The sequence below is a fragment of the Clostridium sp. 'deep sea' genome, from assembly GCF_014931565.1.
Taxonomy (GTDB): domain Bacteria; phylum Bacillota; class UBA994; order PWPR01; family PWPR01.
In genome coordinates this window covers 1934350-1949951 of the sequence record NZ_CP063353.1, presented here as the reverse complement: position 1 = coordinate 1949951, position 15602 = coordinate 1934350, and the positions used below count along the sequence as shown (strand labels likewise).

Annotated in this window: 16 protein-coding genes; 9 read left to right on the top strand and 7 right to left on the bottom strand. The window is 32.6% G+C overall.

Annotated features, from left to right (window positions below; all coding sequences use genetic code 11):
• The first annotated feature begins 1 nt into the window (after window position 1).
• Both IMX26_RS08980 and IMX26_RS08975 read left to right on the top strand, forming a co-directional pair.
• Window positions 2–991: an acyl-CoA dehydratase activase gene (locus IMX26_RS08980; RefSeq protein ID WP_195158058.1), complete on the top strand. Its 990-nt coding sequence runs from the start codon at window positions 2–4 to the stop codon at window positions 989–991.
• Window positions 992–1071: 80 nt separating this feature from the next.
• Window positions 1072–1782, top strand: a complete 711-nt coding sequence (locus tag IMX26_RS08975; protein WP_195158057.1) for a DUF421 domain-containing protein — start codon at window positions 1072–1074, stop codon at window positions 1780–1782.
• A gap of 117 nt (window positions 1783–1899) precedes the next feature.
• On the opposite strand, the gene IMX26_RS08970 is transcribed toward IMX26_RS08975, so the two are convergent.
• The 7 genes from IMX26_RS08970 to IMX26_RS08940 are packed head-to-tail and all read right to left on the bottom strand — an operon-like array spanning window position 1900 to window position 5833.
• The gene (locus tag IMX26_RS08970) at window positions 1900–2097 is read right to left on the bottom strand and encodes a sigmaY antisigma factor component (RefSeq protein WP_195158056.1); all 198 of its coding nucleotides are present in this window, start codon (window positions 2095–2097) and stop codon (window positions 1900–1902) included.
• The gene (locus IMX26_RS08965) at window positions 2097–2414 is read right to left on the bottom strand and encodes a DUF5345 family protein (RefSeq protein WP_195158055.1); all 318 of its coding nucleotides are present in this window, start codon (window positions 2412–2414) and stop codon (window positions 2097–2099) included. Before IMX26_RS08965 ends, IMX26_RS08970 begins: the two co-directional genes overlap by 1 nt.
• Entirely contained in the window at window positions 2411–2971 is a 561-nt protein-coding gene (locus IMX26_RS08960; RefSeq protein ID WP_195158054.1) for a sigma-70 family RNA polymerase sigma factor, read from the bottom strand. The genes IMX26_RS08965 and IMX26_RS08960 overlap by 4 nt, the downstream gene beginning before the upstream one ends.
• A gap of 19 nt (window positions 2972–2990) precedes the next feature.
• Complete coding sequence (locus IMX26_RS08955) at window positions 2991–3917, bottom strand: alpha/beta hydrolase (RefSeq protein WP_195158053.1); 927 nt, start codon at window positions 3915–3917, stop codon at window positions 2991–2993.
• A gap of 9 nt (window positions 3918–3926) precedes the next feature.
• Window positions 3927–4685: a hypothetical protein gene (locus tag IMX26_RS08950; RefSeq protein WP_195158052.1), complete on the bottom strand. Its 759-nt coding sequence runs from the start codon at window positions 4683–4685 to the stop codon at window positions 3927–3929.
• A 22-nt stretch (window positions 4686–4707) separates the two neighbouring features.
• Window positions 4708–5631, bottom strand: a complete 924-nt coding sequence (locus IMX26_RS08945; RefSeq protein WP_195158051.1) for an ABC transporter ATP-binding protein — start codon at window positions 5629–5631, stop codon at window positions 4708–4710.
• Window positions 5618–5833 carry a PLDc N-terminal domain-containing protein gene (locus IMX26_RS08940; protein ID WP_195158050.1) on the bottom strand — a complete coding sequence of 72 codons (216 nt, stop codon included), beginning with the start codon at window positions 5831–5833 and terminating at the stop codon, window positions 5618–5620. Before IMX26_RS08940 ends, IMX26_RS08945 begins: the two co-directional genes overlap by 14 nt.
• 148 nt (window positions 5834–5981) lie before the next feature.
• On the opposite strand from IMX26_RS08940, the gene IMX26_RS08935 reads away from it, so the two are divergent.
• The 7 genes from IMX26_RS08935 to nifJ all read left to right on the top strand — a co-directional run bounded on the left by IMX26_RS08935 (window position 5982) and on the right by nifJ (window position 15353).
• Entirely contained in the window at window positions 5982–7004 is a 1023-nt protein-coding gene (locus IMX26_RS08935; RefSeq protein WP_195158049.1) for a serine hydrolase domain-containing protein, read from the top strand.
• 924 nt (window positions 7005–7928) lie between these two features.
• A complete protein-coding gene (gene dnaX, locus IMX26_RS08930; protein WP_195158048.1) occupies window positions 7929–9602 on the top strand; it encodes a DNA polymerase III subunit gamma/tau in 1674 nt (557 codons plus the stop codon).
• A 12-nt stretch (window positions 9603–9614) separates the two neighbouring features.
• A complete protein-coding gene (locus tag IMX26_RS08925) occupies window positions 9615–9944 on the top strand; it encodes a YbaB/EbfC family nucleoid-associated protein (protein ID WP_195158047.1) in 330 nt (109 codons plus the stop codon).
• Window positions 9945–9946: 2 nt separating this feature from the next.
• On the top strand, window positions 9947–10552 hold the full coding sequence (gene recR, locus IMX26_RS08920) for a recombination mediator RecR (protein ID WP_195158046.1): 606 nt from the start codon (window positions 9947–9949) through the stop codon (window positions 10550–10552).
• Between the two features lie 109 nt (window positions 10553–10661).
• A complete protein-coding gene (locus IMX26_RS08915) occupies window positions 10662–10925 on the top strand; it encodes a DUF2508 family protein (RefSeq protein WP_195158045.1) in 264 nt (87 codons plus the stop codon).
• Window positions 10926–10983: 58 nt separating this feature from the next.
• Window positions 10984–11274 carry a pro-sigmaK processing inhibitor BofA family protein gene (locus IMX26_RS08910; protein ID WP_195158044.1) on the top strand — a complete coding sequence of 97 codons (291 nt, stop codon included), beginning with the start codon at window positions 10984–10986 and terminating at the stop codon, window positions 11272–11274.
• A gap of 533 nt (window positions 11275–11807) precedes the next feature.
• Window positions 11808–15353, top strand: a complete 3546-nt coding sequence (gene nifJ, locus IMX26_RS08905) for a pyruvate:ferredoxin (flavodoxin) oxidoreductase (protein ID WP_195158043.1) — start codon at window positions 11808–11810, stop codon at window positions 15351–15353.
• Window positions 15354–15602: the final 249 nt, after the last annotated feature.

The following is a 15602-nucleotide window of genomic DNA, read 5'->3' as shown; positions in this document are numbered from 1 at the left end:
CATGAATAATAATCTGTATTTAGGCATAGATGTTGGCTCAGTAAGCACCAACATTGTATTAATAAATGAAGACAATAAAGTTTTATTAAAAAAATATATAAGAACAAATGGACAACCTATTGTAGCTTTATGTAAGGGTTTGCAAGAGGTTGAACAAGAAACAAGTGAGATGCAATACACTATAAAAGCCGCTGGCACTACAGGCAGTGGTCGTAAACTGGCTAGCACCATAATAGGTGCAGATATTATCAAAAATGAAATAACTGCCCATGCTATTGCAGCTCAAGCTCTTAAACCCAATGTAAACACTATTATCGAAATTGGTGGACAGGATTCTAAGCTAATTATCTTAAGAGATAATATTGTTTATGATTTTGCTATGAATACTGTTTGTGCCGCAGGAACAGGATCTTTTTTAGATCGCCAAGCAGAGCGACTAAATATAGCAATTGAAAACTTTGGCAAATACGCTTTAAAGGCAACCTCACCTGTAAGAATAGCTGGTAGATGTGCTGTATTTGCGGAATCAGATATGATTCATAAACAGCAAACAGGGCATGGAGTTGAGGATATTATTGCTGGACTCTGTGAGGCTTTGGTTCGAAATTATCTTAATAACCTAAGTAAAGGAAAAGAATTAAAACCGCCAATACTATTTCAGGGTGGAGTAGCGGCCAATGTTGGTATGATAAAGGCATTTGAGAAGGCCTTAAATGAGCAAATAACAGTACCATTTTATTATGACGTAATGGGGGCTTTTGGTGCAGCATTATTAGCAAAAGACTTTATTACTAAAACAAAAGGTAAAACAAAATTTGCTGGTTTTCAAATAAGCAAAAAGAGTTACAAAACCCTTAGCTTTGAGTGTAATGATTGTGCCAATAACTGCGAACTGCTAAGGATATATGCCGATAATCAAGAGATATCATGCTGGGGAGACAAGTGTGGTAAATGGTCTAACTTAAATGCAAAAAACTCCTCTGCATCGTAGTTAATAACTAAACTTATGCTGATTATAATGTAGCAATAATTATAAACAAATGTATTAAAGCTTCAACTAAAGGGGTAATTATGACTAAAGAATTATTAACAGTAATATGGAGAAGTTTTTTCTCTGTTACAGTTCTTTTTATACTTACACGGATAAATGGAAAAAAGCAAATATCTCAAATAACCTTTTTTGACTATGTTATAGGTATTTCTATAGGCTCTATTGCCTCAGAGATGTCTATTAATAAAGATGTTAAATTAGCCTCAGGATTAGTCAGTTTGGTTATTTGGTCTATATTTCCTTTGTCTTTAGCCTATTTAGCCATGGCCAATGAAAAGATTAAAGCCTTTTTAGATGGTTCCCCCATTGTTGTTGTGCAAAATGGTAAGTTACTAGAGAAGAATATTAGGAAATCTAAATTTATGGTAAGTGAAATATTAGAGCAACTTCGAATTAAAGGCGTGTTTCATATTGATGACATAGACTATGCCGTAGTGGAGACTAATGGAGATATTAGTTTTTTGCTAAAACCCCATAAAGAGATAGTAACCAATAGCGATTTAAATCTCAAGCCTGAGTATAGAGGTTTAAGCGTAAACCTAATTATTGATGGTAAACTACAGCATAAACATTTAAAAAATGCCAACATAAATGAGCAATGGATAATTAATGAACTGAAAAAGCGTAATATAAAGTCAATAGATGACGTATTTTTAGCCACAGTAGATAAAGCTGGGAACTTATATATAAGTTCCCACAATAAAAACATAAAAGAATACGTTGTGTTTTAATAAAATTTTTTTCCGTATTCCTTGGGAATACCCATTCCGTGAGCTAAGCGAACCCCCACCGCGTAGCCCAAACCGTATGACTACTAGTCATACCTAAACCAAAAAAGATAGCTTAGGCTATCTCTTTTTTTTCATTTTTACTACTAACCAATACACAATTGCAACCGTAGGCACATTTGTTAATCCCCATATTCCCCAAAACCAAGGATTAACACCCTCCTTTTGGGCATCTTTAAACAGTAAAATGCTTTGAGTTAGTAGTAAAACCGCAATTATACACCAGGCCCATACAGGTATAACACGTAATTCTTGCATTAATTTGTACCTACCTTTTTACCAAACTTAAAGACTGCTACTGGTATGGCTATAAAAGAACATAATTGAATTTTAATAAACAAAGAAGGATCTTTTATAATAAAAGCAATTAAAACAGAAACTGTAACAAATGCTCCTGTTGCAAAGCAGTAAAAAGCCTTTTGCTGTTTTTGCTCTTTTTTAGCTACCTCAGAACGAACTAATTTACGTATTTCAGCTAAAGAAGGAGCATTTTCAGGTTGTTCATTTACAGAGTTAAGAGTTTTCTTTACAGACTCTATTTCAGCTTTGTATTTTTTATCAATATCTTTTTTCATCTTTGCAACTCCTTCCTAATTCGTTTTAGTCCATTACTTATTCTTGATTTTACTGTGCCTTTAGGTATCTTTAAAAACTTAGCAATTTCACTCTGTTCATATCCGTAATAATACTTAAGAATAACTGGTATTCTAATTTTGGCAGGAATGTTTTTTAGTACCATTAAGGTATCTAAAATCTCTTCTCTATCATAACCAATATTAGTGTTATTGTTCAAGCTAGATAATGGTAGACCATTTAAACTCTGATTTAGCAGGTTATCATAAAACTCTTTTTTTCGTTTCTCTTTTCGATACCAATCTCTACTAGTATTAATGGCAATTTGAATAAGCCAAGTAGAAAACGAAGCTTTGCAGTTATTATATTGTTCAAGTTTCTCAATAGCCTTAGTCATAGACTCCTGCGCTAAATCTAAAGCCAGCTCTTTATTTAAGGTAAGCTTAACTAAATAGCCATATACCTTATTATAATTAAGGTGAAGTAATTGTGCTAAAGACTCAAGATTACCTGCTAATGCTTCATTAATTAAATTTTTTTCAGCTAAACTATTTTGCAATTACTGCACCCCTTTAAGCCTATTTTACAAATGAGGTTATCTCTTTAATTAGTGTTTCATTTAACATATAATATGCCTTGCTATAAGACTCTACGTTTTGTTTTTCATTTGTTACAACCTTTAAAACATGGTTTGTATTTTTAAGCGTTATACATTTTGATTGTGGCAGGGCTTGTTGAAAAATCTTTAGATCAGCTATAGGAACTTGGATATCCATATCTCCATTTAAAAAAATAATGGGCACTTTTAAGTCTTTAGCTATCCTAAGAGGGTTATATTTCATCCAACTTATTAAAAATTTTTGATTAGCAATAGAAAATGAAAGCTTATCTTGCTCTTTTACGTTTTTAACTATCTTACCTTGTTTTAATTCTTCAATTATATACTTTACACTCTCATATTGATTATTAGCAGAAAGTTGCTCTTTTAAGCCATAATATACGTTGTGAGCAGGTCCTGCAATAGATATTACACCATTTACAAGGCCACTTTTAGTAGTTAACATTGCTATTAAGCTACCTTGGCTATGACCAGCTACATATATTCTATTATAACCTTTGTTTTTTAATAAGTTGATACAAGCTATGGCATCGTTTACAAAATCGTCAAAATTTGTGTTTTGAATATCTTTAAAGCTCTTAAAGCTTTTGCCAGCACTACGTTTGTCGTATCTAAAGGTGTCTATGCCTTGTTTATTTAAGGCTTTAGCTAATTGCAATAGGCTATCGTTCCTACCTTTTATAAGGCTTGAGTTACCATTTCTATCAGTAGGACCAGAGCCTGCTATCATTACTACGATGGTTTTGTGGTCTTTTCCTGCTCTATTAAGGCTTGCTTTTAGTACCCCATCGTTAACCTTTACCTTAATATCCCCAAGGTTATTTACGCTAATAACTGCAATAATAGTTACAATAACTATTATTACAGTAAGATAAATGTGTTTCATGACTTTCTCCTAACTTAAATCTATAGTTTTTAATCTAAAAATAGTTAAAAATAATAAGCTAAAACTAAGCCCTATAGTAACTATTAAGGAGCTTAATCCGCTAGTAGTTAAATAAGGTATTAAAAGCTGAGCCTCATCTAAAAGTCCACTTGGTAAATAGCTAGCTACCTTAAACAAACTACCTAAGGCAGGTGTAAATAAAGCAATTACAACGGAACATAAAGCAGCAACATTGGGCTTTTTAAATAGAGCCCCAAAAAACATTAAGCAGGTTGCTAAAAATGAAAAATATAAGCCAAATAACACTCCACTTTTTACAGAGGCGATAAAAGAAAAACGTTCACCACTAAATAAAGTACTGGCATATAAGTAATTAATAATAGAGCTAAGCACAACTGCTGATAATAAGTACAAGGTGTAAACAGTAAACTTAGCAAAAACCATTTTGCTGAAGCTCAAACTATTACAATAAGGAATAATAGCAGTTTTCTCTTTTAGTTCTCCTGCAATAATCTTCATTAAAGCAAAGCAAATAATAATACTGCCAATTTGCTGTAAGTTTTTATAATAATTTAAGGCAGCATTGGGTTGATTTAAGCTTATTAATTGACTTATATCTAAACCCTCAAATTGACTCTGCATTATTTTTGGTAGTAGCTTTAACATTATGGGGTCTAGTAAGGCGAATAACGCTATCCCAAATAAAATAACTAAAAACCGATAGCTTCTTATTGCCTCTATTATTTCCTTTTTAAATATGCTAACCATAGTTAAGTCCTTTCTCTATACCTTATTTACTTAAGGTGTTAATAAAAATATCCTCCAGATTAGGCTTTCTTTTAGCACAAGACTCAATTTCTTGTTCTATATTACCTAAGTTCTTTAATAAAATATTAGCTACATTATCTTTTAGCCATACAATTAGCTCATTTTCAGTTACTTTTAACTCTTTAACATAGGGGTAGTTACTTATGGTATTAAAAGTGTTTTTTGTTATCTTATCTTTAAATGTAATGGTGTAAGCTATACTTACTTGGTTTTTCATTAGGCTACGCATGTTTTCTTCTAGTAATAGCTTGCCATTGTGTAAAATGCCAATTGTATCACAGACCTTTTCTACATCACTTAAGATATGGGTGGATAAAAATATTGAGCATCCTGTTTCTCTTAAATGCTGTAGTAGTTTTAAAACATCTTTTCTTCCTTGAGGGTCAAGTGCCGATGTCGGTTCATCTAAAAATATAAGCTTAGGTTTATGGTACATAGCTGCAGCCATAGCAATCCGTTGCTTCATGCCTCTTGAATAACCCCCAATACGTTTATTTTTAGCATGTTGTAAAGATGTAAGCTCTAACATTTCAGTGGTTCTTTTTTTAACCTCAGTTTTATCTTTAGTTTTTAAATAACCTATAAAATCTAGGTACTCTTTACCAGTCATGTAAGGATATAATCCTGGTGATTCAGGCAAATAAGCAACACTATTAAGCTGTTGGCGAGTGTGGGCGGTTAACTTTGTACCTAGTACGTAACATTCACCAGCATTGAATTTGGCTAAGCCATTTAAGATATTCATGGTAGTAGTTTTGCCAGCGCCATTTTTCCCTAAAAAGCCATAAATAGTTCCTTTATTCTGCTCGGTTTTAACGCTAAGAGTTAAGCCCTTTAATACTTGATGTTGACCATAAGACTTACATAAATTTTTAACTGAAATCATGGCTGTCTCCTCTGTTTATACCAAAGAGTAAAAACACAACAGGTCCTAAAATACTTAAAATAATTATTATGAGTGTCCACCATAATTTGCTGAGGTTTCTACTGCCAGTTTTAAACAATTTCACTAAGCAAAAGACCTGCATAGCTAATTGAACAACAATTATTGGCCATAATAAATTTAGTAACTCCATAGTATTTCCCATATCTTTACCTCCCTATTTTATAAGTATTACGCATGACATTAGAAATTAGTTCAGTAAAAACAAAAATACTACCTAATTAATTTTGTACATATATTAGTTAGTAAACTACTTAAAACTTCTTTATAATTAAGTATAAGAGGTGATTATATTGACTAGGTATTTAAATAAAGCTGAAATAAATGAAATTATTACAGAAACAAACTTTTCAGGGGTGGCTCAAGTATTACATAAAGGAGAAATTATATATTCACATGTAAAGGGTTTTGCTGATAGGAGTAACGAATTGCCCATTAATATTAATACCCGTTTTGGTATTGCATCGGGTACAAAATTATTTACGGCTTTAGCTATCGGTTTGTTAATAGATAGGGGCAAGTTAAACTTAAACTCTCAGGTTTTTGATATTATAAAAATAAGAGATAAGTTTCCCAATTATAATAAAAATGTAACAATAGCTCAACTGTTGTCTCATACATCTGGTTTACCAGACTATTTTGATGAAGAGCTAATTGAAGACTTTGATAACTTTAAACTAGCTATTCCTTGGCATGAACTAAAAGAGCCTTATCATTATTTCGAGGTTTTTCCACATAGAGATATGAAGTCTAAGCCTGGAGAAAAGTTTTCTTATAACAATGGCGGTTATGTGTTATTAGCTGCTGTAATAGCTAAAATCTCAGGAATAAGCTATAGTGAGTTTGTAACAAATCAATTGTTTAAAAAAAATAACATGAATTCAACTGGTTTTTACCCCTTAAACTGTTTACCAAAAAACACAGCCTATGGCTATGTGGATACGGATACTGGCTGGTATACCAATATATACAATCTGCCGATAGTAGGAGCAGGGGATGGGGGAGCTTTTACCTGCGTAAATGATCTCACAAAGCTCTGGCAGGCCCTTTTTAATAATGAAATACTATCGCCTAAACTAACAGCCGAATACTGTAAAAAGCATGCTAAAGATACTGAAAACCGCTACTATGGTTATGGTATGTGGCTTTATAATTACCCTAGTTGTCAGCTAGAGTATATAATGGGTTGCGATGCAGGGGTATCTTTTCAATCGGGTGTAATAAGGGAGCGTGATTTAGAGTTTTCGGTAATTAGTAATACTACTAATGGGGCTTGGAGTGTAGTAAAAGCTATAAAAAATGCTTTAACTAAATAAAAAATTTATACTTAAGGTAAATAATTAAACAGAAAATTTAAATTGTATTTTATTATAAACGTAGTGGGGCTGTTGCATTAGTAGAAATAAAAAAAACTAATGTAGGCGCCTATTTACAATAAAAAATGACTGTGTTTTCTTATAAACATTAATAACTTATAGATAAAAAATTTTAAAAGTCAAAAATAGTCTTAAACTTTAACGATAAACTAGTAATCGTAATTTACTAAACTTAATTGCTTCATCAAAACATTTTTTTGTAGATGAGTAAAGACTTTAATGATCCAGTTATAAGAATAATCCTTACAACTAAGCTTTTTTTATATTTAATTAAATTTTTAAATATTATTGTATAGTCTCATGCTTAAATCACCAATTATGTTAAATTAGGATACCTCTTTGTGCCCCTTTGTGCACTTAGTGTATAGAATATTTTAATTAAGGGAGAGTAAAATTTATGTATCAAAAATATTTGAGGATTTAAAATCAAGCTTAAGGCAAATATTTTTGTTTTAGAAATCACCAAGTGCACTAAGGTAAAAGAAGGTGTGGCAGGTTTATGATAATTCTTACGCCTCAGCACCTTCATCTCTAGTCTTATATATGTTTATATTCGTTTGATTAGGGCTTCTCTTTATAGATTTAGTGCTATAGCTCCTATTTGCTTATCATAACAAGGCATACCTAGCTTTTTACTTAATTAGTATTTTATTTATTAGCATAATTAAATTTTTTATCAATTAATAAAATATAAATTAATAAAACACTTCCATTAAATAATAGCTACTCTCTAACACAGCTAACAAAACACCTGTTTTTTTGTTATAATATTAAAGTAATCAAAATAATTAGTTTAAAATAAGGCTAAGCTGTAGTAACATTAAATCTTGGCTTATTTAAGTTATATTAATAGGAGGAACAGCTATGGGATATCAGGCCTTGTATAGGCAATTACGACCATTAAAATTTGAAGATGTGTTAGGACAAGCACATATTACTAAAACCTTAAGTAATGCTGTAAAAAATAACTTCATAGCTCATGCTTATTTATTTGCTGGACCTCGTGGAGTTGGTAAAACAAGTACTGCTCGTATTTTAGCAAGGGCCATAAATTGTTTGCATCAAGAAGTTATAGTACCCTGCAATGAGTGTTTGGTTTGTAAAAACATATTAGAAAGCCGCTCACTCGATGTAATAGAAATAGATGCTGCCTCCAATAATGGAGTTGACGAAATAAGGGATTTACGTGAAAAGGTTAAGTATGCCCCAGCTAATTGTAGATACAAGGTTTATATTATAGATGAGGTACATATGTTATCTACTGCCGCCTTTAACGCTTTACTTAAAACCCTCGAAGAGCCACCAGCTCATGTTATTTTTATATTAGCTACAACCGAAGCTCATAAAATACCTGCAACCATAAAATCACGTTGTCAACGCTTTGATTTTCATAGAATAAATAAGGATTTTATCAAAAGCCATATACAGCAAGTAGCAACTGACTTAGGAGCTACAATATCTAAAGAAGCCCTTGATTTAATAACACGTGCGTCTGATGGTGCTATGCGTGATGCCATAAGTATTTTAGATCAATGTTTAGCATATAGTGAAAACAATATTAACCTTAAAATAGTTATGGATTTATTAGGTGCAGTAGACGATAAAGCCTTTTATCTAATAACAGAAAGTATTATTTCCAACAATGTAGTGAATGCTTTAGAGCAAGTAGCTAAAGTTTATGATCAAGGCCATAGCTTAGAGCAGTTTTTAGTAGACTATTTACACTACTTACGTAGTTTATTAGAGCTACAGGTGGGTATAAATAATAATGAAATAGTTCTAGAGGATATTTCACTAGTTAATAAACAGGCTAAAGATATTTCAAGAGATCATTTGTATGTACTCATACACTCAATAGTAAAAGCTGTGAATGACATAAAGTATGCCAAAAATCAGCGTTTAGTAGTTGAATTAGCTATTTTAGAGAGCCAGTATATAACAGGATTTTCTCTTACAGAGTTAGCTGCTCGTGTTACTGTGTTAGAAAAACAAACTCGAAATGGTGAAATAGTTAGTGTAAGTACTTCTAAACAGGAAGAGCAAGTTAATAATATTAGTTATAGTGACTTTAAAAAAGAAATTGAACAGCAGGTAGTAAAAAATGAAACTGCAAATGAGCAAGCCGTTATAGCTGAGCCACTAGTTAGTAAGAGTTATGAACCAATTAAACAAACTAAGTCACAGATATCACTATCTTCAATTGAGCGCAATTGGAATGATATTTTAGCAAAGGTTAAAGAGCAAGATGTTATAACAAATGCTTTACTTAAAAACGCAAAACCATTACAATTTGAGAACATGAATTTAGTATTGCAGTTTAGTGATGATTTTCATAAAGATCAGGTCACAAGCAGTTTAAAGAAAAACATAATAGAAACTGTTCTTGAATCAGTTTTAGGCGATAAAGTAAATATTAAAGGTGTTTTGCAAAAGGCTTCAAAACCAAAAAAGAATGAAGTAGTTGAAAAACCTAAAGTCGATATTGTGCAAACTGCAATAGAGATTTTTAGTGGTAAAATAGTTTCAAAAGAAAATTAGGAGGTACTTTTTATGCGTAAGAACTTTGGTGGTGGAGGAAAAAGTATGAGTAAGCTAATGAAGCAAGCTCAAAAAATGCAAGCAGATATGGCGAAAGCCCAAGAAGAGCTTGGTAATAAAACCATAGAAGTAGTTGTTGGTGGTGGTGCTATTAAAGCTGTAGTAAATGGCCATAAACAGCTTCAAGAATTAGTTATACAACCTGATGTAGTAGATCCAGAAGATGTTGAGATGTTGCAAGATATGCTAATTGCAGCTGTAAATGAAGCCCTAGAAAAAGCTGAAAAAATGGCTCAAGATACTATGGGTAAAATTACAGGTGGTTTACCAGGTATATTTTAATAATGACTGCTAAATACCCAGTAGCTTTAACAAGATTAATTCATCACCTAATGCAGTTACCGGGTGTTGGCCCCAAATCTGCAGTAAGAATAGCTTTTCATATTTTAAATATGCCAGAGCAAAGTGTAGCAGATTTAGCAGAGGTAATGGTTAATGCCCGTAATAATATTCAAATGTGCAAACAATGTGCCAATTTATCTGAGCAAGATATTTGCTCACTTTGTAGTGACCCCAATCGCAATAAAAATACAATTTGTGTTGTGGAGTCACCTCGTGATGTTAATGCAATTGAAGCTACTCATGAATATAACGGACTTTACCATGTGTTACATGGTGTAATTTCTCCTTTAGAAAATGTAGGACCCGAAGAACTTCATGTGTATCAGTTATTAGATAGAATAGATCAGGAGTCTATTAATGAAGTAATAATTGCTACAAGTCCTTCAGTAGAGGGCGAAGCTACAGCAATGTTTTTGGCTCGTTTAATAAAACCTTTAGATATAAAGGTAACCCGAATTGCTTATGGTATACCAATGGGCACTGATTTAGAAGCAGTGGATGAAATTACATTAGGTAAGGCACTACAAGGAAGAAGAGAAATTTTATAATGTATTTATATAGCTTTAGTTATATAGTTATAACATAATACTCAATTAAAGATGTTTAAAAATACCACTCTTGGACACAATATTAACAAAGGGAGTGGTATTATTTATTATGGATTGGAAAAAATTTATTGACAGATTATATGTTAAAAATCAGCAAAATAGCCACGATACTAAAAATCAAGAATTATTGAATGAAGTCATAAAAGCACGTGAAGAATGGCAACAGGCTCATAAATATTTTAATAGCGTGAGTGAAGATGGTTTAACAGACCACGCCATAATGATGTGCCAAGCCGCAGAGCAAAAATATATTTATTTGCTACGCTTAGCAAAACAAGAGGGCGTAGTTAACAATAATATTAGTATAAGTTAGCATGTTTTACCCTGTTAAGGCGTATTATTAAGTAAAAGCCATTAACGGGGTGATTTTTATGTTAGACAACTTATCTTCAATCACAGTTAATCCACAATTAATAATTGCATTTATTGGAGGAATAGTGGTTGTTTACTTAGCTATAAGGTTTTTATCTTTACCGCTTAAAATACTTAGTAAAGCAGGTATTATTTTATCTAAAGGTGTACTTGCTGTATTGGTAGTTAATGTTGTTGGACAATTCTTTAACTATATAATACCTTTTAATCTTGCTAATATCTTAATTACAGGTAGCTTAGGTTGGCCAGGTTTAGTAACGGTTATAGCCATAAAACATTTGCTTGCATAAAAGTGGAGATTTTTATTAAACATAATTAAAGCAAATCTCTTATGTTTATGTATCACACCATTCCTAGTAATTTTTAAAAGGGTCAGTAGGATTTACCTCTGTGTAATTCCGTTGTGCATACATAGCTAACGTTTAGTATTACAGTTTATTGAATGATACACTATATATCAAAAAGACATTAAAAAGAGGCGTTACACTTTAAGCTAGGGTAACAGCCTTTTTTTAGATTTTTAAATTTGCAGCTACTGTGATAATAAATAAACCATTAAATCTAATTGTTCTAATACTGTATAAGTATAACTAGAGCATAAAAACCTATAATATATAGTAAATACCTCACTATTTTTACCAATATAGCTCTTACGTTAGCTTAGTGAAGCAAAATGCATAAATACATAATTTTTTTTACTAAAAAAGCATAAATATTTCACTATGTAATACAGTATACAATTGACCTTTAATGCTGAGAGAATTATAATAGTAAGGAGAAAAAATATGTGTGTATATTCGCATATAAGAAGGAGGATCTCCGAATGGCTAAAAGAACCATGAAAACAATGGATGGTAATAGTGCAGCGGCTTATATTTCATACGCATTTACAGATGTTGCTGCAATTTTCCCAATAACCCCATCATCAGATATGGCACAGCATGTTGATGCATGGGCAGCACATGGCAAGAAAAATATTTTCGGTGAGCCAGTAAAGGTAGTAGAAATGCAGTCAGAGGCGGGAGCAGCTGGTGCTGTTCATGGTTCACTGCAAGCAGGCGCATTAACAACAACATATACAGCTTCACAGGGATTATTATTAATGATTCCTAACATGTATAAAATTGCTGGTGAGTTATTACCAGGTGTATTCCATGTAAGTGCTCGTTCAGTAGCTACACAAGCACTATCAATCTTTGGCGATCATTCAGATGTAATGGCTACTCGCCAAACTGGATACGCTATTCTATCTTCAGGTAGTGTACAAGAAGTTATGGATTTAGGTGGCGTTGCTCATTTAAGTTCAATTAAAACTCGTGTACCTTTCTTACATTTCTTTGATGGATTTAGAACATCTCATGAAATTCAAAAGATTGAAGTTATGGATTACGAAGACCTTAAACCTCTAGTTGATTGGGACAAAGTAAAAGAGTTCCGTCATAATGCTTTAAATCCAGAGCATCCAGTAACAAGAGGTACTGCTGAAAACCCAGATATTTTCTTCCAAGCACGTGAATCTTGCAACAAATTCTACGATGCAGTTCCTGCTGTTGTAGAAGATTATATGAAAGAAATTAGCAGAATTACAGGTAGAACATATAAGCCATTTAACTATGTAGGTGCTCCAGATGCAGATAAAGTTATAATTGCAATGGGTTCTGTAGTTGAAACAATTGAAGAAACAGTTGAATACTTAGTTTCTCAAGGCGAAAAAGTTGGTTTAGTTAAAGTACGTTTATATCGTCCTTTCTCTGCTGAACACTTTATGTCTGCTATGCCTAAAACAGTTAAGAAAATTGCTGTTTTAGATAGAACAAAAGAGCCAGGTGCTCCTGGTGAGCCATTATACCTAGACGTTCGTTCTTTATACTTCGGTAAAGAAAACGCTCCTACTGTTGTAGGTGGACGTTATGGTTTAAGTTCAAAAGATACAACACCTTCTCAAATTAAAGCTGTATTTGAGAATTTAAAATTAGATACACCTAAAGACCAATTTACAATTGGTATTGTGGATGATGTTACATTTACTTCTTTAGATGTTAAAGAAACAATCGTAACAGAAGATAAAGACACAGTACGCTGTAAGTTCTGGGGTTTAGGATCAGATGGTACTGTTGGAGCTAATAAAAACGCTATTAAAATTATTGGTGATAAAACAGATATGTACGCTCAAGGTTACTTTGCATACGATTCAAAGAAATCTGGTGGTGTAACAGTTTCTCACTTGCGTTTTGGTAAAAATCCTATTCGCTCAACATACTTTATAAATGAAGCTGACTATCTTGCTTGTCATAATCCATCTTATGTAAAGCAATATGACTTACTACAAGGCTTAGTTCAAAATGGAAACTTTGTATTGAACTGTAAGTGGGATTCTATTGAAGAGTTAAATGAAAACTTACCTGCTTCAATGAAACAATACATTGCGAAAAATAATATTAACTTCTACACAGTAGATGCTACAAAAATTGCCAATGGTGTAGGCCTTGGAAACCGCATTAACATGATAATGCAAACAATTTTCTTTAAAGTATCTAACGTTATTGATTTTAATAAAGCTGTAAGTTACTTAAAAGAAGCTGTAGTTAAGTCTTATGGTACCAAGGGACAAAAAATAGTAGATATGAACCACCGTGGTATTGATGCCGCAACAGAGGGTCTAACTAAAGTAGAAATACCTGCAGATTGGGCTACTGCTGTAGATGGAGAAAAAGCAGAAAGAGTTGCTCCTGATTTCATTAAAAACGTTGTAGACGTTATTAATAAACAAAAAGGTGATACTTTACCTGTAAGTACTTTTGTAGGTAGAGAAGATGGTACATTCCCACAGGGTACAGCTGCTTATGAAAAACGTGGTATTGCTGTAACTGTTCCTGAGTGGCAAATAGATAATTGTATTCAGTGTAACCAATGTGCGTTTGTATGTCCTCATTCAGCAATTCGTCCTTTCTTATTAAACGAAGAAGAAAAGAAGAATGCTCCTGAATCATTTAAACCAAAAAAAGCTACTGGTAAACAGTTAGCTGGTTACGAATACAGAATGCAAGTTACAACTTTAGATTGTACAGGTTGCGGAAACTGCGCAGATATTTGCCCAGCTAAAAAACCTGCATTAATTATGAAGCCTTTAGATACCCAAGTTAATACAGAAGTTCCTAACTGGGAATATGCTGCTAACAATGTATCTTATAAAGCTGATTTAATGGATGTTGGATCAGTTAAAGGAAGTCAATTTGCCCAGCCATTATTTGAGTTCTCTGGCGCTTGTGCTGGTTGTGGTGAAACACCTTATATTAAAGTTATTACTCAATTATTTGGTGACCGTATGCTTATAGCTAATGCTACAGGTTGTTCATCAATTTGGGGTGGCTCTGCACCTTCTACACCTTACTGTAAGAATGCAGAAGGCAAAGGTCCAGCATGGGCTAACTCTTTATTTGAGGATAATGCTGAATATGGTTATGGAATGTATTTAGGTATTAATGCTATTCGTAATCAAATTGAAACTGCTGCTAAATCATTATTAGAGTTAAATGTTGCTGAAGAAGTTAAGGCTCCATTTAAGGCTTGGATTGAAAATAAGAACGATGCTAAAGCATCTAAAGCAGCTACCTTAGATATTTTAAGAGTATTAAATGATAATAAAGTAACTGATGAAAAAGCAAAAGAACTACTTTCTATCATTGATGATCGTAAAGATCAATTAATTAAAAAGTCTGTATGGATTGTTGGTGGAGATGGCTGGTCTTATGATATTGGTTACGGTGGATTAGATCATGTTATTGCTTCTGGCGATGATGTTAATATCTTAGTATTTGATACTGAGGTTTACTCTAATACTGGTGGTCAGGCTTCTAAAGCTACACCTACAGCGGCAGTTGCTAAGTTTGCAGCTTCTGGTAAAAAAATACGTAAAAAAGACCTTGGTTTAATCGCTACAAACTACGGTTATGTATATGTTGCTCAAGTTGCTATGGGCGCAGATAAAAACCAGTTTATGAAAGCAATTAAAGAAGCAGAAGCTTATCCAGGTCCATCATTAATAATTGCTTACTCACCATGTATTAACCATGGTTTACGCGTTGGTATGGGTAAGTCTCAATTACGTATTAAACAAGCTGTTGACGCTGGTTACTGGCATATGTGGAGATTTAACCCTGAGCTTTCTAAAGAAGGCAAGAATCCATTTGTATTAGATTCTAAAGAGCCAAAGGCAGATTTCCAAGAGTTCTTAATGGGTGAGGTTCGTTACACATCACTTAAAGCAACTTTCCCAGAGATAGCTGATGAGCTATTTGCTCAAGCTGAGAAAGATGCAAAAGACAGATATACAAAATACAAGCGTTTATCAGAAATGAAATACGAATAATTATAATTAAACAAACTAATTAATTTATAAAGAAGGCTGTTTCATTAGCATTAAAGCTAATGAGATAGCCTTCTTTGATTAGATATAAACCATTAGTTAGCTTTTTTATTGTTTAGTTTATGATATTAAACATTAAACTCTCTTTAACATATTAGATTTTCATAGTATAATATATTTTATATTAATAAAACATTATATTATATGAAACAATTACATATATATTACGTCTAATGTATAATATGTTTATTT